Below are 16,870 nucleotides of genomic sequence, written 5' to 3'. Positions count from 1 at the left end.
GTCGGTCGAAGTCGGTGTCGCCGGGGCGATCAGGCGATGGCGGGGAGGCCGAGCAGGAGGTCGGCCGCAGTGGTGCGGCCGCCGGCGGCGCGCTGCAGGGCCCCGATGCGCTCGGCGCGTTCGCGGAACGAAGTGTCGCCGAGGACGCGGGTGAGCTTGTCGACGACGTCGGCCGGATCGATGTCCTGCGGCCGGTCCAGGGTCAGGCTGATCCCGAAGTCCCGGCCGCGAACCGCCTGGTCGTAGCAGTCCACCCACAGCGGGCGCACGACCAGCGGCTTGCCGAAGTACACGCCCTCGTGGAAGCCGTTGCCGCCGCCGTGGGTGAAGAACACCCCGACCTTGGGGTGGGCCAGCACGTCCAACTGGGAGGGCAGCCAGCTCTCGATCCGCAGGTTGCCCGGCAGTCGGTCCGGCGACGGCAGCAGGTGCTGCTGCTCGGCCGGCAACCGCCACAGCACCTGGTGGCGCCCGTCCAACCGCCGGGCCACCTCGACGAGGGCGGCCACCTGGGGCCGGGTGAGCCGGGTGATGGTCCCGAACCCCATGTACACCACGGAGGACTGCGCGTCGAGCCAGTCCATGACACCGGTGTCGTCCGCAGCCCGTGCGGACTCGGGCAGCGGCGGCACCATCGCCCCGACCAGCTTGACCTTTTCCGGCACCTCGAAGGGATAGTCGAGCTCGCGCACGGAATTGCACAGCACCATTTCGGCCCGGTCGATCCGGGTCATCGGGCTGGGCTTGGGCAGGCCGAGCTCCTTGCGCAGCCGGGCGTCCTCGGAAAGCACCTTCCCCATGGCCGGGTTGAGGAAGAGGGCCAGTGTGCGGAGCTTGAACAGCCGGTTGGCCAGGCGCTGGCCGAAACTCATCGGATACGGCAGGCCGGAATGCGGCACGGGGAAATCCTTGGGCGTGTACGAGCTGCCGAACGGGCTGTGGGAGGTGAGCACGTTGCTCGGCAGGAACGGTACGCTGAGTACGAACGGGATGCCCCGGGTCAGGGCGAGGTCGACGGCGAAGGAGCTGACGCAGTCGACGACCATCAGGGCCGGATTGCACTTGTCCACCACGGCCGCGAGCCGGCGGTATTTCTCGGCCTGCAGATCGGGCCGGTAGGACTGGTGGATGACGGCCCGGTGGGCGCGGAAGCGGCTGGGTTGGGTCACCTCGCGGTAGACCTCGTCGCTCCAGCTGACGGCGGACAGTTCGGAGAAGACCTCGCCGAGCGAGGCGAACTCCACCGCCGACTCGTCGGCGAGAGCCAGCACGTCGGCGCGCCGGGGCTCGTCGGTGGCGAACCAGAGGTCCGGCACGCCCCGACGGGCCAACTCACCGGCCAGCACCAGCAGCGGGTTGAGCAGTCCGCTCTCCGGAAGGCTGACGAACAGGATCGGGCGCGCCGGGGTGCTCATGCGCTCACCTCGCTGCGCTCGGCGGTCGCTTCGCGAAACGCGCCCATGTTCATCGATCGCTCGCTCCGCTCGTTCATTGGACTCCTCGGGGACGGCTGGGTGCACCCCACCTTGGTCTCACGCCCGGCGCCGGGAATTCCTTAGTCCTGGGCCGGGCCCGCCGCGGGCCGGGCCCGATCGGCCAGGTGCGTGAGGGTTTGGACGGCGGCCCCGTGGTAAAGACGAACCACCGGGAGGTTCGATATTCCTTGGGTGTCCCGGCCGCGTGCCGGCGAGGTGGCGAGCGCTCATCGGCCCTGCGCGGTGCGGGGGCGTCGCGGCCGAAAGCCGTTCACCTGTGGCTGCGGTTCTTGACGGGTCCCATACATTCTTGATCGGATGACCCGGGGTACCGTTGTACCTGTCAACCGCAATTGTGGTGCGGTCCGGGGGTGGTGTCGGGAAAGCGGGGTCGTCCGCGCTTGGGGGTGAAGGTTCTGTGATGCCTAGGGCGGTAATTCCCGACCAGGGGAGCATTCTCGGTCGCACGAGTGAACTGGCGGCGCTTTCCGGTCACGCCGGGTCAGGCCGCCGCGGAAACGCAGGATGCGTCGTCCTCACCGGCCCGGCCGGAATCGGGAAAACCCGGCTGCTCGCGGAGCTGCGGGCCGAATCCATCCGGCACGGCGCGCTCGTCCTGCACGGCGAGCGCCCGGACCGTGCGGGGTACTCGGGCCTGCGGGCCCTCTTCGCCGGGGCCGGTACGGTACCGGGTGACGCAGACGCCTCGGTCGGCGCGGCACTGGCGGCACACCTGCCCGACCGGCAGGAATCGCGCGCCTTCGATCCGGCGGAGGCCTGCCCCGTCTTCCACGGCCTGTACCGGGCCGCGGCCCGCGTCATGACGGACCGTCCGCTCGTCCTGATCCTCGACGACGGCGAAGCCTGCGACGAACACACCCTCCGCTGGCTGGACTTCCTCCTCCGGCGCTCCGCCGGGCTCCCGCTTCTCGTCGCCCTCACCCGCCGCGACGGAGCCCGCCCTGCCGCCCCCGCGGCCTGGATCGACCTCACCGCGGACCCGTTCGTCAGTCCCCTGCCGCTCGCCCCGCTCGACCGCGCCGCCGTCGCCGGGCTCGTCGGCCGGTGGTCGCCCGCTCCGGCCGAACCCGCCTTCGTCGACCACCTCGTCGAGGTGTGCGGCGGCAACCCGCGCACCACACTCCACATCCTCGACGAGCTGGGCGCCCTCGGCCACGGACCGGACGGCGCCGGCGCCGACCGCCTCGCCGAACTCGGCGCCCGCACGCGAGCCCGCGCCGTGCGCACCGCGCTCGACGCCGCGTGCGCGACCGTCCGCGCCGCCGCGGCCGCCGTCGCGGTGCTCGGCACCGCCCGCACCGACCTGGTCGCCGGCCTCGCCGGCGTCCCGGAGCACCGCGCCGACGAGACCGTGGTGATGCTCGGGGAATGCGGCGCGCTCACCGCCGACGGCGACGTCCATCCGGCCGCCCGCACCGCCCTCCTCGCCTCCGGCGACGGCCTCCGGACGGCCGAACTGCACGCCAAGGCGGCCCTGTTGCTCAGCGACGCGGGTCGCCCGGCCGAGCAGGTCGCCCGGCACCTGATGGAAGTCCCCGGCATCCCGCAGCCGTGGATGGCCGTCGTCCTGTGCGATGCCGCCACGGCCGCTGAACGCGGCGGCGCCTTCGCCCTGGCCGCCGACTACCTGCACCGCGCCCTGGACACCACTCCCGAGGACCACCGCCTGCGCCTGCGGCTGGCCGTGGCCCTCGCCCAGACCGACCCGCTCGCCGCCGTCCCGGTGTTCCGCGCCGCCCTCGCCCTCGCCGCCGAACCCGCCGACCGGGCCCGGATCGCCGTCGAGTGCGCCATGGCGTGCCTCGCGGTGCCGCTCGCCCCGGCCCACCGCGCCGAACTCGCCGACGCCCTCGAACGCGCCCTCGACGGACCGGACGAGGGCTGGGGCCTGCGCCTGCGCTGGCAGGTCCGCACCGCCCTGCTCGTCACCGGCCGCGGCCGGGCCTCGGCCGTCGCCACCCTCCCGGTGCCCCGCGGCGCCGCCTTCACCGTGGCCCAGGACGACGCCGCCAACGTCCAGGAACAGGCTCTCGCCGCCCTGCGCGCGGCCCTCGCCGGGCACTCGCGCGACCTCGCCGTCGAGGCGGCCCGCCGAGCGGTCGACGCCGCCGGCCCGTCCTGCCCCGGCTGGCCGCTGATCACCGCCGCGACGGCCCTCGCCCTCGCCGACGAGACGGACGCCGCGATGGCCGCCCTCGACCGCGCCGCCCGCGGCGCCGGCCCGTGGACCCGCACCCTCGCGGGCACCGGCCGCGCCCTCGTCCTGTACCGCGCCGGGGCCATCGCCGGAGCCGAGGCGGCTGTCCGGGCCGCGATCGACGACTTCGCCACGGCCGGTTCCGAGGCCTGCCTGACGGCTCCCCGGGCGGTCCTCGCCGCGGTCCTCGTCGACCGCGGGGAATCCCACCGGGCGGAGGCCGTCCTCTCCGGCACCCACCGTCCGGGAGCGGGCGGCACCGGGCTGGAGGAACAACTCCACCTGCTGGCCCGCGGTCGCGCCCGCTGGGCCCACGGCGACGCCGACGCCGCCCTTCGCCTGCTGCGCGACTGCGGTCGGGTCCAGGACGAAGCGGGCGTCACCAACCCGGTCTTCGCCCCGTGGTGGGCCGACTCGTGTCTCGTCCTCGCGGCCGTCCGCCGGTCCACCGAAGGCCGCGCCCTCGCCGAACACGGCGCCGAGCTCGCCGCCCGGTGGGGCACCGCCCGCGCACTCGGCCTCGCCGCCCTGGCCGAGGGAGCGCTCGCCCCCGGTCGGACCGGCCTGGACCGTCTCGCCGAAGCCGTCCACCTCCTCGCCGCCTCGCCCGCCCGGGCCGAACACGCCCGGGCCGAGTACAGCCTCGGCCGCGCCCTGCTCCTCGCCGGTGACCCGGCCGGCGCCCGCGAACACCTGCGCACCGCCACCGCCGTCGCCGGCGGCTGCGGGGCCCTCGGCCTCGCCGGGGCCGCGCGCCGCCTGCTGATCACCGCGGGCGGCCGGATGCCCGAAATCGCCACCTCGGCCGCCGGCCTGCTCACCGGCGCCGAACTCCGGGTCGCCGGGCTCGCCGTCGACGGCGCGAGCAACCGGCAGATCGCGCGCACGCTCTTCGTCACCGTGCGCACCGTCGAGTCCCACCTGACCAGGGTCTACCGCAAACTCGGCGTCACCCGTCGGGACGGACTCGCGACCGCCCTGGACGGCGCCCGCCGCGGCGCCGTCCGGGCGGCCGAAGAGCCGCCTCCGGCCGGCTGACGGCCCACCGGACGACCACCGCTCCGCGCCGGTTCGGCGCACCTCACACGGCAAGGGAGCCCGAGAACCGGGTGAGCTGGATGAACGACGTTCCTGTGAGCCCGTGGGGCGAGGCCTGCGACCCCACGGAGACCCCGTCACCCGCCCGGCCGACCGGTGACGGCGGCCCGGGAGATCCCGGGCCGCCGCCCGCCCCCGGTGCTCCGCGCCCGGCCGAGGCTGCGGACCCCGCCGCCGGAGCGCTCGTCCGCGGGAGCGGGCCCGCCCCCGGTGCGGCGCCCGTGGCCCCGCCCAGTGCGAGCGCGCCGGGCGCGCGGCAGCGCGAGCGCGCTGCCCTCGCCGCCGTGCTCGACCGTGCCGACTTCGGCCGCCCGGTCGTCGTGACCGTCACCGGCGCGCCCGGCTACGGCCAGAACGCGCTCGTCCGGTGGGCCGCCACCCGGGCGGAGCGGGCGGGGCTCCGGGTGCTGCGGGCCAGGGCCGCCCATGCCGAGTCCGGACTGGCTCCCGGGGCGGTCGCCCAGTGGCTGGGCTCCCTCCACGGACCGCTCGATCACCACCCCCTCGACGGTCGCGGAGCCGGCCCCCTGTCGGGCCTCGCCGACCTGCTGCGTGCCGCCAGGACCCTGCCGACCGTCCTGGCGCTGGAGGACGCCCAGTGGCTCGACGCCGGCTCCCTGCACTGGCTGGGCGCGTTGTCCAGGCGCTGGGCCGGTGTCCCGCTCGTGGTGCTGTGCGGCGGCAGCCGCCTCGGGTGGCCCGACCCCGACTGGTACGACCTGCTGACCGGGACCCCCGGCGTCGCCACGGTGCACCGTCTCGTCCTCGGGCCGCTGGACGGCACCGTCGTCGCGGACGCCGTGCTGCGGGCCTGCGGTGTACCGGGGGAGGACGGGTTCGTCACGGCCGTGGGCCGCCTGTCGGCCGGCCACCCCGAGATCCTCGACGACATCCTGCGGCGGTTCGCCCGTGACGGCCACCGCCCCGTCCTCGCCCGCGTGCCCGAACTCGCCGCCATCGGCGGCACCGTGACCGGCGACCACCTGATGCGGGCACTGCGCGGACAGAACGAGGAGGTCGTGGCCGTGGTGCGGGCGCTGGCCGTGTGCGGTGACCTGCTCGACTTCCCGCTCACCTGCCTCGTCGCCGGCCTCGACACCCTGAACGAGGCACGGCTGCGCGCCGTCCTCGCCGAGCTGCCCGGTGTCGTCGCCGGTCCCGGCCTCGAGCCACTGCTCGTCCCGACGCTGCGCTCCCGCGTCCTGGCCGCCGCGACCGCGGCCGAGCGCGCCGACCTCCACACCCGGGCGGCGGGACTGGCCCACCGGGCCGCCGCCGACGACGTCGCGGTGGCCGCCCTGCTGCTCGGCGCGGCCCCCGTCGGCCGCAGCTGGGCCGTCCGGGCCCTGCGGACCGCCGCGGAGGCCGCCGCCCAACGGCAGAACCACCGGCACGCCGCAGCCCTGCTCGGACGCGCCCTCGCCGAGCGCCCGGCGCCGGCCGAACAAGCCCGGCTCACCCTCGAACTCGCCGCCACCCACCTGATCGGCGAACCCGAGGCCGGTGAACACATCGTCGACGCGATCCTCCGCCGTCCGGACCGCGGGGCACGTGCGGACCCGCCACCGTACGCCACCCCCACCGGTGCGGGCTCGCCCGTGCCCCCGCACCCGGCTGCCGCCGAGCACGGCGCGGGGGCGGAAGCCGCCCCCCGCCCAGCGCCGGCTTCCGCCCCCCGTGCCTCCGGCGAGGTCCCGCGCCCGGCCTCCACGGCCCCCGCCGCCGCCCTGCGGGTGCGCGCCGCCGATCTCGGGCTCACCGGCGGCGCCACCACCGTCGTGCGCCGGGCCGTCGCCGAGACGCTGCCGCGGCCGGACGCGCCGTGCCACGACGAGCTGCTCGCGCTCTTCTGGTGCGCCGGCCCGGCCGACGACGGCGAGTCCGCCCTGCCGCTGCCCGAGCTGCCGCCGTTGCCGCCCTGTCCCACGGCACCCGCGCAGGCGGCGGTTCGGGCGTGGCAGCTCGCCGTCGCCGGCCGTCGACTGGACCTGGCCGGTGCGCTGGCCCGGACGGCCCTCGCCGCGGACGGTGGCTCCCTGGGGGACGACGCCTGTGACGGCCCGCTCGTCCAGCCGTGGCTCGCGGCCTGTCGGACGTTGTGCCTCGCCGACGCCCATGACGAGGCACAGGCGGGCCTGGACCGTCTGCTGCGCCGTCTGTCCGGGAACCGCTTGCGGCTGGCCGCCCCGCACGTGCTCGCGCTGCGCGCCGAACTCAACCTCAGGCGTGGCCGTCTGGAGCCCGCCGACCGCGACGTCGCCGAGGGGGAGCGCGCACTGCGCCTGCTCGGCCGGTTCGAGACCGTCGCTCCGTACCTGCGTGCCGTCGGGATCCTCGTCGACCTCGAGAGCGGCCGCCGCGAGCGAGCCCGCGAACGGGCGGTGGCACCGCTTCCCGCGGGCGCCGAGGCGAGCGAGCACTGGGCGCACCTGCTCTTCGCGCGGGCCGCCGTGGCGCTCGGGTCGGGCCGTCCGACCGAGGCGGCCGAACTCCTGCGGGAGTGCGGCCGCCGCCTGCTCAGCCGGCACCGGCTCAACCCGGCACTCCTCCCGTGGCGTTCGGTCGCGGCGCTGGCCCACCACGCCCTGGGCGAGCCGGACGAGGCCGTCCGCCTGAGCCAGCAGGAGCTGCGGCTCGCCCACCGTTGGGGCGCCCCGATCACGATCGGCTGGGCCGAACTCAGCGCCCAGCAGGTGGCGGACCGGCCGGGCAGGCTCGCCGGGATCCGCTCGGCCGCGGCGGACGCGCTGCGGTGCGGACCGGCCGGTCCCGGCTACGTGCGGGCGCTCGCCGAACTCGCCGCCGTCGAACTCGCCGAGGGCGGCAACCGGCACGCCGCCGAGCGTTCCCTTGCCGAACTCTGCGTGCTGACGGCCCGGCACCCGGCCGGCCCGATGGCCGCGCGCGCCCGCGACCTGGCCGGGACCCTCGACCACGGCGTCGTCCACCCCGCGGACCCGCGCTGGGAGAGCCTCACGTCCACCGAGCGGCACACCGCCGAACTGGCGGGCCGCGGTCACAGCAACCGGGACATCGCCGCGCTGCTCGCCGTCTCCGTCCGCGCGGTCGAACTCCGACTCAAACGGGCCTACCTCAAGCTCGGCATCCACGGCCGCCCCGAACTGCGGGCGCTGGTCCGTGCCATGGAAGGACAGTGAACGATGCTCCACGACCGGGACACCGAACTCGCCGCGGTACGCCGGGCCCTGTGCGACGCCGCCGAGGGCCGCTCGGCGCACCTGCTGCTCACCGGTCCCGTCGGCATCGGACGCTCGGCCCTACTCCGCGCACTCGCCGATCCCTCCGGACGACCCGGCCCCGCCGGCCATCCCCCCGTCCGGGTCCTGCGGGCCGACGCCGCCCCCATGGAGCAGGACTTCGCCTTCGGCGTCGTCCGCCAGGTGTTCGACAGCCTGCTCGCCGTGCTGCCCGCCGACGACCGGGAGAGGTGGCTCGCCCGGGCCGGCGCCGCCCGACCCGTTCTCGACGACGCCGTCCCCGACGCTGCCGGGCCGACCGGAGCCGTCGTCGAGGACCTGCGCCGTCTGCTCGCCGAACTCGACCCCGGCACGACGCGGTTGCTGCTGGTCGACGACCTCCAGTGGGTCGACGGCCCGTCCCTGCGCTGGCTCGGTCACCTCACCGCGCGCCTCGACGACCTGCGCGTCGTCGTGGTCTCCACGCTGCGCGACGGCGACCAGGGCTCCTGGGACCCGTTGGTCCGGGAGGTCGCCGACACCGCCCGCGAACTGCGGCTCGCGCCCCTGTCGCCCAGCGCCACCCTCGCGCTGATCCGTGAGCGCTTCACCGCGCCGCGCCGGCCGGAGGTCATCGGGTCCGAGACACTCGGCTCGGTCGCCGACCAACCTCACACCGACCGCTCGGACATCGGTGGAACCGGACCCGACGACATCGCCCCCGAGTTCGCCGAGGCCTGCCACCGGGCCGCCGCAGGCAACCCCCTCTTTCTGGTCGCTCTGCTCGACGCCCTCGCCGCCACGGCCCGTCCGACCCGCGACCACGCCGGAACCGCCCGAACCCTGCGTCCTGGGCGCCTGCGCGACCGCATCGTGACCTGCCTGCGCGCCCAGGGCCGGCCCGTCCGCGACCTCGCCGCCGCGATCGCCACCCTCGGCGAGCCGGGCGACACCGTGCTCGTCGGCCGCCTCGCCGGCTTGGACCCGGTCGGCTGCGCCGCCGCCCTGCGCGCCCTGCACCACCTCGGCCTGCTGCCCGACCCGCACCGCGCCGCCTTCGTGCACCCCGTCGTTCGGGACGCCGTCGAAGCCTCGATGAGCGCCGGTGAGCGCCAGCGCAGGCACGAGGGAGCCGCCGCCGTCCTGTACGACGCCGGTCGGCCGGCCGAGGAGGTGGCGCACCAGCTCATGGCCGTCGCCGCCTCCCGGCACCCGTGGTCGGGCGCCGTCCTGCGCAGCGCCGCCGACACCGCGCTGCGCCGGGGTGAGCCCGCCCTGGCCACCCGCTACCTGCGCCGCGCGCTGCTCGACGTCCCCGACGGCGACCCCGAGCGCGCCCGGTTGCTGGTCGAACTGGCCGTCGCCGAGCGGCCGTTCAATCGGTCGGCGTGCGAGCGGCACATCGCGCAGGCCATCCCGTTGCTTGCCACCGCCCGTGAGCGCGCCGCCGCCGCGCTCCAACTGCCCCCCAACTTCCTGCGCGCCGCGAGCCCGACCACCACCGCCGTGCTGCGCTGGGTCGCCAGCGAACTCGGCGACCCGGACACCCTCGACGGCGTCGCCCGCGAGGCCGCGCTGCGCCTGGAGGCCCGGCTGCGCCACGCGGACTGCCGTGACCCGGCCCGGCTCGCCGACTCGATGCGCCGCCTCGGCGTCATGGAGCCGGCGGTGTGCTCGCGCGGCGAGCGCGAGCTGCTGGCCGTCCTTTTGCACGCCGCGACGCTCGGCGCCGGGCGTCCGGCGGCCGAACTAGCCGGATTGGCCGAGCGGATCCTCGAGCGCGAGCCGGCCACCCTCCGCAGCCCCCACTCCGTCGTGCCGCTGCTGGTGACCACGCTGGTCGGCGCGGACGCCCCGGGCGCTCTGGAGTCCTGGCTCGCAGCGGGCGAACGCGCCCGGCACCCGCGCGGCTCCACCGAGGACTCCGCGCCGGGCCACGCCGAACAGGCGCTCGTCCACCTCGCCCGGGGCAGGCTCGCCCTCGCCCGGGAGCAGGCCGAGCGTGCCCGCCTGCGTGCCGAGGCCGGTGGGCCCGACGGCGACGGTCTGGCCACGGTGGCCCTCGCCGCGGTCGCGCTCGCGGCACGTGACCTGCCGCTGGGCAGCAGGGTCCTGGCCGACGCGGACCGCCGCTGGCCGACCGGCGCCGCCCCGGCGGCGATGCTGGGCCTGCTCCGCGCCCGCCAGCAGGCCCAGCACGGTGATCCGATCGCCGCCCTGGACACCGTCCTCACCTGCGGGCGCGAACTGGAGTCCGCGGGGTGGCGCAACCCGGTGCTGTTCCCGTGGCGCCCGTGGGCGGTCGGCCTGGCACACCGGATCGGCGACGACTTCGCCGCCCGCGCGCTGATCAACGAGGAACTCGCCCGCGCCGAGGCCTGGGGGGCCCCGGTGGCACTGGGCCGTGCCCTGCGACTGCAGGCGTCCCTAGCGGGCGGCGGACAGGCCGTCGACCTGCTGCGCGAGTCGGTCGACGTGCTGCGCCGTTCGGCCGACGAACTGGAACGCGCCCGTGCCCTGCGTGACCTGGGCCGCCGCCTCAGCGGCGGTGCCGAGGCCGCGGCGGTGCGCCGGGAGGCCGCCCGGCTGGCCGCCGCGTGCGACGCCGGGTGGTCGGAGGAGCGGTCCGGGGCCGATCCGGGCCGGGCGGCCGGCGCGCCGGTGGACGTGGTGCTGACCGCGTCCGAGCGCCGGGTGGCCGACCTCGTCGGACGCGGTCTGACGAATCAGGAGATCGCGGCCGAACTGCGGGTGAGCGTGCGGGCCGTGGAGAAGCACTTGACGAATTCCTATCGGAAGCTCGGCATTTCCGGGCGCCGGGAACTCGTCGCGGTTCTGTGTGAGGCCGAACCAGTTGTTCGCGTCTGATTCGGACGATGGCACCGCAGAGCCCGGCCGGCCGGCCCCCAGCGAATCGAACTCGTGTCCGCCGAACCGACACCGAACCCTACCGAACCAGCTCTGACCTGCAATGACGCGGACCGTACCGAACGACCCGCCGAACCCCGCGAGTCCACACCGAACCACCCGCCCCACGCCCACAGGATTGGACCGGACCAGCCCGCACGCCGTTGACCGGCCGGATCGGCGGTCCCTAGAGTCGAAGCAGAGTTCACCGCGAATCGCGCCGTTCGAGTCAGGCCACGTCCCGAATGCAACGGCCGGCATTCCCGCGGACATTCAGAACCGCACCCGCGCCCTCGAAGGGATCCGACTGCCATGGTCATCTCCTCTTCCGCCCTGGCCGATTCCGCTCGGACCATCGTGTGCGATCGAGAGCCAGGTCACGACGCGGCGCCGCAGGTCCGTCCGGTCACCGACCAGGCCGGTCTCATGGCCCAGCTCGACCGCACCCTCACCATCCGACAGGCCAACGAGGCCTTCTTCTGGCAGTTCGGCCGCACCTCGTCCGAGCTGTGCGGCCGGACGTTCAGCGAACTCGTCCACCCGAGCGTCCAGCAGCCGCTGCTGCGCCAGTTCTCCGGCCTCATCGAGGGCCGCCGCGACCGCTTCGCCACCGACGTCATAGCGATAGGCCCTGACGAGGAGACCTTCACCGTCCCGCTCACCGCCCTGATGGTCCGAGGCGGCCTGCCCGACGAGTCCTCGATCATGGTCATGATGCCCAACCGTGACGGCGAGACGACCGAGTCCGAGGTGGTGGCCGGCCGGAAGAAGCTGCTCAGCGAGATCGACGCCCGGATCCTGGAGGGCATCGCGGCCGGGGTCTCCACCGTGCCGCTCGCCGCCCGGCTCTACCTCAGCCGTCAGGGCGTCGAGTACCACGTCACCTGCCTGCTGCGGAAGCTGCGCGTCCCGAACAGGGCCGCCCTGGTATCGCGCGCCTACTCGATGGGCGCGCTCAAGGTCGGCGTCTGGCCGCCGAAGGTCGTGGAGAGTTTCGTGAAGTAGCGGCTGTCGGGCCCGTTGCGACGGTGGGGGGAACGGTGGTGGTCCCAGCAGGGGATGCTGATTCCCGTCGGGTGCCGTCGGTGTGACCGCGGCCGGCCCCGGCGTGTGCGCACGCCGGGGCCGGCCGGGCTACGTCCAAACTCCCGCCGGACTCGAAACACGCGTAGGACAGCTGGAGCGCGCTGGAAGGCTGCGACTACTTCCGCACCTCTCGCTACGCTCACCGAACTCGTCGACAGCCTCAACACCCGGCCGACGACCCTGTTCAACCGCTCCACCAGCCCAGACTCCGGCCTGGCCCCGCTCACCGCCGCCGGGTGGTTCGAGGACAACGTCCCCGGCCACATCTCCTGGCTCGCGCCCGACGGCGAGATGGCCTCCGTCACCCGCACCATCGACCCACTCGCCCTCGCAGCCGGAGCCAACGGCGACTGGGTGATCAGCGGCGGCACCCTCGGCCCCGGCACCAAACAGGGCTGGTACATCGAGATGTCCCCCACCATCCCCGCCCCACTGCTCAACGCTGCCACCACCGCGCTCACCAGCCGCGCCCCGGTCGAACGCCTCAGCTTGACTCTGTCGGGGATCTTGGATGATTGGGCTCAAGTGCCAAGGGTTCGCCAGGGCTTCGGCCGCGGGACGTCGTTATCGTCCAGGAAGGTCTGGAAGGCAGTCGGCGGTCTCGGTGACGGGGCTTCGTCGGTGACTGGTCGGCCGCTGAGCCGTTCGATGTTGACGGCGATGGCTGTGAGTACGTGCTGTAGGTGGGCTTTCGGCTGGCCTCGGTAGCGGCAGCGGCGCATGCCACAGCAAAGAATGAGCAAAAACGCTCCTGACCCGCAGGTCGCAAAATGTGCTCCCCGCCGACGCGGGGGTCCAGGGACGTTCAACTGTGACCAACGTCCAACGCGTGCCCCCCCGCCGACGCGGGGTGGTCCGTTGTCTCCGGCCGCGTAGCACAACGCCCACAGCTGCTGCCCGCTGACGCGGCGGTGGTTCATAGGTCTTCCGCCACATGGCGCAGGTGGGCCACCCGCGCCTGCTCCGAGCTCGGGGTGGCCCAGCTGCTTCACCTCATCAGACGTTGTGGTCGTAAACGACCGTCACGGGCGCGTGGTCGGACCAGCGTTCGGCATGCGTGGCGGCGCGTTCGACGTAGGCCTCGACCGCCTTGGCGGCGATGCCGGGCGTTGTACAATGCAGGTCGATTCGCCAGCCCGAGTCGTTGTCGAAGGCGCGGCCGCGGTAGGACCACCAGGAGTAGGGGCCGGTGCGGTCGGGGTGGAGGGCGCGGACGACGTCGACGTAGCCGGCCTCGTCGTAGACGCGGGAGAGCCAGGCGCGTTCCTCGGGGAGGAAGCCGGCGGACTTCTGGTTGGCCTTCCAGTTCTTGAGGTCCTCGGGGCGGTGGGCGATGTTCCAGTCGCCGCAGACCACCACCTCGCGGCCGTCGGCGGCGGCGCGGGCGCGCAGGGCGGTGAGGTGGAGGAGGAATTCCGCCATGAAGCGTTCCTTCTCGTCCTGGCGCTCGGTGCCGACCTCGCCGGAGGGGAGGTAGAGGCTGGCGATGGTCAGGCCCGGCAGGTCGATTTCGACGTATCGGCCCGAATCGTCGAATTCCTCCGACCCGAATCCGATCGTGGTGCGCTGCGGTTCCTGGCGGGAGAGGATCGCGACGCCGGCCCGGCCCTTGGCGACGGACGGGGCCCAGACCGCGTGCCAGCCGTCCAGGTCGCGCAGTTCGACGGGCAGCTGCCCGGGCTCCGAGCGCACCTCCTGGAGACAGATCACGTCCGCCTCCGTGCCGGCCAGCCATTCGACGAAGCCCTTCTTGGCGGCGGCCCGGATTCCGTTCACGTTCACACTCGTCACCACGATCACCCGGGCAGCCTACCCATTGGGCGTGTCCGCCCCGAAGCGTGACGCGCGGCGAGGGGCGGTCCGCAGGCCGTCCGCGGGCCGTCTGCGGGCCGTCTGCGGGGGTTGTCGTGAACGGGGCATGAACGTTCGCGACGGCCGTATCAAGCCCCGCCATTGGTCTTGACCATCTCCGCACGGAGCACCTAGGGTCGCTTACTGCAAGGACCTTTAATAAAGAAGGACGGATAAAGGCCCGCTCTCCCACCTGCCGCAACAGCGGGCAGCGGGCCGGGGATCCGCCCTCCTTGTCGTAGGGCGGACAGGACCAGGTGGAGGACGCGGTGGGCACGGTCGGGACGACAGGACGGCTTTCGACGGTGCCGGAACCGAAGTACTGGCACCTGCGCACGGTACTGCTGCGGGCCATCGACTCGGAGTTCTCCACCGGGCAGGTCCTGCCGAACGAGCGCGAGCTCTCCGCCCGCTTCGGGGTGGCCCGGGCGACGCTGCGGCAGGCCCTGGACCAGCTGGAGCTGGAGGGCCGGCTGGTCCGCCGCCGGGGGATCGGCACCCTGATCGCCGCCCCGCGGGTAGGCGTCCCGGTCAACCGGCAGGAGGAGGGCTGGCCCGGCGCCGGGCGCAGCCAGGCCTGGCGCACGGTGGACTGCACCACCGCGCCGGCCGCCGCGCAGCTGGCCAAGGACCTCGGCATCGCCGAGGGCGCCACCGTGCACACCGTCCGCCGGGTCCGCCTGGTCGAGGGCCGCGCGATGGCCACCGAGTCGCTGCACGTCCCGGCCTCCGCTCTGCCGCACCTGCCGGGCTTCCGCGCCGAGAGCGACCGCGCCCGCTCGGTGCTGCGCCAGCTGGAGCGCCTGGAGGTGGACGGCGAGTCCCGCGCCGTCGAGCTCGGCGTCGCCGAGGCCGACGAGGCCGTGCTGCTGGAGCGCCCCCCGGGCACCCCGGTGCTGGTCATGACCACCCAGTACGCCTCGGCCGGTCGCCTGGTCGCGCTCGCCGTCTCCACCTACCGCGCGGACACCTGCAAGCTGACCTTCGGCGAGACCGGCCTGGTCGAGGTCACCCCGGTCGGCGCGACCCCCGAGGTCCGTACCGCCTCCTGAACCACTCTCCGACACCCTCAGACAACGGCCCGGAGGCCCAACTGGCCTCCGGGACTTTGTCGTTGGCCGAGACGTCGGCGACCGGGTAGCGTGCGGCGGGGCGCTGACGGAGGGAGGCGGGCCGGTGAACCCGGTGCTGGAGTGGTGGGCGAGGGGTGAGGTGCTGGCGTTCGACTGCCTGTTCCGGGCGGACGGCACGGCCCGGGAGGCGGACTTCGACGGCTCGGAGCACCTCCGGCTGGAGCTGGGCGAGCCGGTGGACGTGGCGGAGCTGGCGGCCGGTCCGCCGTGGGACGCGGGCTCGGCCGGGATCAACAGCGAGACCGAACTGCCGGACGGGCGCGGCTACTTGCTTTGCGGCGACGGCGGCCTCGGGCACCTGGGGTTCATCGGCCGGCTCGGTCCGGACCGTGAGCTGGTGTGGCTGCTGACCACCTCGACCGGCAACCCGTTCGTCCGGGCGACGGTCGACTGGCCGCTGGCGACCTTCGTCAACGACTGGGGCACCGCCGTCACCCTCGACCTGACCGACCCGGACTTCGCGGCGCCCTGAGCCAACCCGGCCCACCCTGAGCCGCGCTGGGCCGCCTGCCTCACACCCGCGGTGGATCCACCGCGAAGAGCTGGTCCTCCACGTGGTCCAGGGCGACCCGGAGGGCGCCCATCGAGACGACCTCCGAGCCGAGGGCCGCCAGGGCCACCTCGGGGGCGCGCAGGGTGAACTGGGCGAGGCGTTCGCGCAGGGGTTCCAGGACGCCGTCGAGGCCGGCCGCCCAGCCGCCGATGACCACCAGTCGGGGGTCGATGGCCAGCACCAGGGCGGCGACGCCCTGGACGAGCCTGGTCAGGAAGCGGTCCATGGCGACCTTGGCCACCTCGTCGCCCTCCCGGGCGAGCCGCAGGACGCGGGCGACGGCCGCCTCGTCGAGGGGGTTGAGCGGCTTGCCGGTGGTGGAGAGCAGCTTCTCCGGGGTGACTTCCTGGCCGAGCAGGTGCAGGGCGCCGATCTCGCCGGCGGCGCCGCCGTAGCCGCGGTGCAGCTTGCCGTTGATGAGCGATCCGGCGCCGGGGCTGAGGCCGGCCATCACGAAGACCACGTCGTCGGCGCCGACGGCCGCGCCCTGCCAGTGTTCGGCGATGGCGGCGAGGTTGGCGTCGTTCTCGATCAGGACGGGGCAGCGGAAGGAGCGGCGCAGTCGGGCGCCGAGGTCGAGGCCGGTCCAGCCGGGCATCGCGGTGCCGAGCCGGATGGTGCCCTCGCGGTCGACGATGCCGGGGGTGCCGATGCCGACGGCCCACAGGTTGTCCCGGGAGATGCCGGCCTTGCGCAGGACTTCGGCGACGGCGGTGCGGACGGCGGTGAGCCGCTCCTCGGCGTCCAGGGTCTCGTCGACCGGCTTGAAGTGACTGCCCACCACCTCGCCGGTGAGGTCGGCGAGGACGATCCGGATGTCGTGCACGCCGATCTCGATGCCGAGGATGTGCCCGGCCTCGGCGCGGAAGCGGAACCAGCGAGCCGGGCGGCCGCGGCGGCCGCGGCGGCCGGTGCCGGGCTGGCCGTCCTCCCGGGGCTGCTCGACCTCGGCGACCAGTCCGGTCTCGACCAGGCCCTCGATCACGCCCTCGACGGTCGGCCGGGAGAGTCCGGTCTCGCCGACGAGCTGAGTGAGGGTCACGGAGTGGCCGGTCCGCAGCGCCCGAAGCGTGACCGCCGCGTTGATCCGCCGCAGCAGCGAGGAGTCTCCTCCGGTGAGCCGATCCGCCAATGCGATGCCCTTCGCCGTTCGCGCGACTGCCCCGGTGCGCGGTGTCGAGTGCCGCGGAGCCCACCGAGTGGCCCGCGGGGGTCTGCCCCCGGCAGGCAGGCGCGGGCGGCGCTGGGGCCACCTGCACCAGGGCCGGAGGAAGCAGTCGGGAGCCTACCCGGGGAGTGCCCGGCGCGGCGAGGATTCCCGCAGCTCACCCGGGCTTCGGTATCGAAATGGT

At 74.6% G+C, this 16,870-nt stretch carries 10 protein-coding genes and 1 pseudogene; 7 read left to right on the top strand and 4 right to left on the bottom strand.

From position 1 onward, the window contains the following. Positions 1-29 precede the first annotated feature (29 nt). A complete protein-coding gene (locus tag ACWCYO_RS24570; RefSeq protein ID WP_270149123.1) occupies positions 30-1,415 on the bottom strand; it encodes a glycosyltransferase in 1,386 nt (461 codons plus the stop codon). Between the two features lie 481 nt (positions 1,416-1,896). Here ACWCYO_RS24570 and ACWCYO_RS24565 point away from each other — a divergent pair, with 481 nt between their 5' ends. The 5 genes and pseudogenes from ACWCYO_RS24565 to ACWCYO_RS24545 form a co-directional block, all read left to right on the top strand. After that, positions 1,897-4,731, top strand: coding sequence for an AAA family ATPase (locus ACWCYO_RS24565; protein WP_449785396.1), 2,835 nt, complete (start codon positions 1,897-1,899; stop codon positions 4,729-4,731). A gap of 281 nt (positions 4,732-5,012) precedes the next feature. Next, positions 5,013-7,949, top strand: coding sequence for a helix-turn-helix transcriptional regulator (locus tag ACWCYO_RS24560; RefSeq protein WP_449785395.1), 2,937 nt, complete (start codon positions 5,013-5,015; stop codon positions 7,947-7,949). 3 nt (positions 7,950-7,952) lie between these two features. Then, positions 7,953-10,856: an ATP-binding protein gene (locus ACWCYO_RS24555; protein ID WP_270149127.1), complete on the top strand. Its 2,904-nt coding sequence runs from the start codon at positions 7,953-7,955 to the stop codon at positions 10,854-10,856. A 465-nt stretch (positions 10,857-11,321) separates the two neighbouring features. Next, a complete protein-coding gene (locus ACWCYO_RS24550) occupies positions 11,322-11,900 on the top strand; it encodes a LuxR C-terminal-related transcriptional regulator (protein WP_270151404.1) in 579 nt (192 codons plus the stop codon). Positions 11,901-11,954: 54 nt separating this feature from the next. Further along, positions 11,955-12,446, top strand: a pseudogene (locus ACWCYO_RS24545) (DUF317 domain-containing protein); the annotation flags it as partial. Between the two features lie 56 nt (positions 12,447-12,502). Here ACWCYO_RS24545 and ACWCYO_RS24540 read toward each other — a convergent pair. Both ACWCYO_RS24540 and ACWCYO_RS24535 read right to left on the bottom strand, forming a co-directional pair. Beyond that, entirely contained in the window at positions 12,503-12,703 is a 201-nt protein-coding gene (locus tag ACWCYO_RS24540; protein ID WP_449785394.1) for a transposase, read from the bottom strand. 274 nt (positions 12,704-12,977) lie between these two features. Continuing rightward, positions 12,978-13,781 (bottom strand): exodeoxyribonuclease III, encoded by an 804-nt coding sequence (locus ACWCYO_RS24535; protein WP_270149128.1) that lies wholly within the window; start codon positions 13,779-13,781, stop codon positions 12,978-12,980. Between the two features lie 356 nt (positions 13,782-14,137). Between ACWCYO_RS24535 and ACWCYO_RS24530 the strand changes: the two genes are divergently transcribed. Beyond that, complete coding sequence (locus tag ACWCYO_RS24530; protein WP_449785393.1) at positions 14,138-14,884, top strand: GntR family transcriptional regulator; 747 nt, start codon at positions 14,138-14,140, stop codon at positions 14,882-14,884. Positions 14,885-15,008: 124 nt separating this feature from the next. Next, positions 15,009-15,437, top strand: a complete 429-nt coding sequence (locus ACWCYO_RS24525) for a hypothetical protein (RefSeq protein ID WP_270149130.1) — start codon at positions 15,009-15,011, stop codon at positions 15,435-15,437. Between the two features lie 40 nt (positions 15,438-15,477). Here ACWCYO_RS24525 and ACWCYO_RS24520 read toward each other — a convergent pair whose 3' ends face one another. After that, positions 15,478-16,650 carry an ROK family protein gene (locus ACWCYO_RS24520; protein WP_449785392.1) on the bottom strand — a complete coding sequence of 391 codons (1,173 nt, stop codon included), beginning with the start codon at positions 16,648-16,650 and terminating at the stop codon, positions 15,478-15,480. Between the last annotated feature and the right edge of the window lie 220 nt (positions 16,651-16,870).

The organism is Kitasatospora sp. NPDC001683 (assembly GCF_053596495.1).
This window is presented reverse-complemented; position numbering and strand designations above follow the sequence as displayed.

What these genes read in the sequence shown, in the direction of transcription:
- ACWCYO_RS24570 (WP_270149123.1), bottom strand. Translation starts at nt 1,415, where the DNA reads ATGAGCACCCCGGCGCGCCCGATCCTGTTCGTCAGCCTTCCGGAGAGC.
- ACWCYO_RS24565 (WP_449785396.1), top strand. Translation starts at nt 1,897, where the DNA reads ATGCCTAGGGCGGTAATTCCCGACCAGGGGAGCATTCTCGGTCGCACG.
- ACWCYO_RS24555 (WP_270149127.1), top strand. Translation starts at nt 7,953, where the DNA reads ATGCTCCACGACCGGGACACCGAACTCGCCGCGGTACGCCGGGCCCTG.
- ACWCYO_RS24550 (WP_270151404.1), top strand. Translation starts at nt 11,322, where the DNA reads ATGGCCCAGCTCGACCGCACCCTCACCATCCGACAGGCCAACGAGGCC.
- ACWCYO_RS24540 (WP_449785394.1), bottom strand. Translation starts at nt 12,703, where the DNA reads ATGCGCCGCTGCCGCTACCGAGGCCAGCCGAAAGCCCACCTACAGCAC.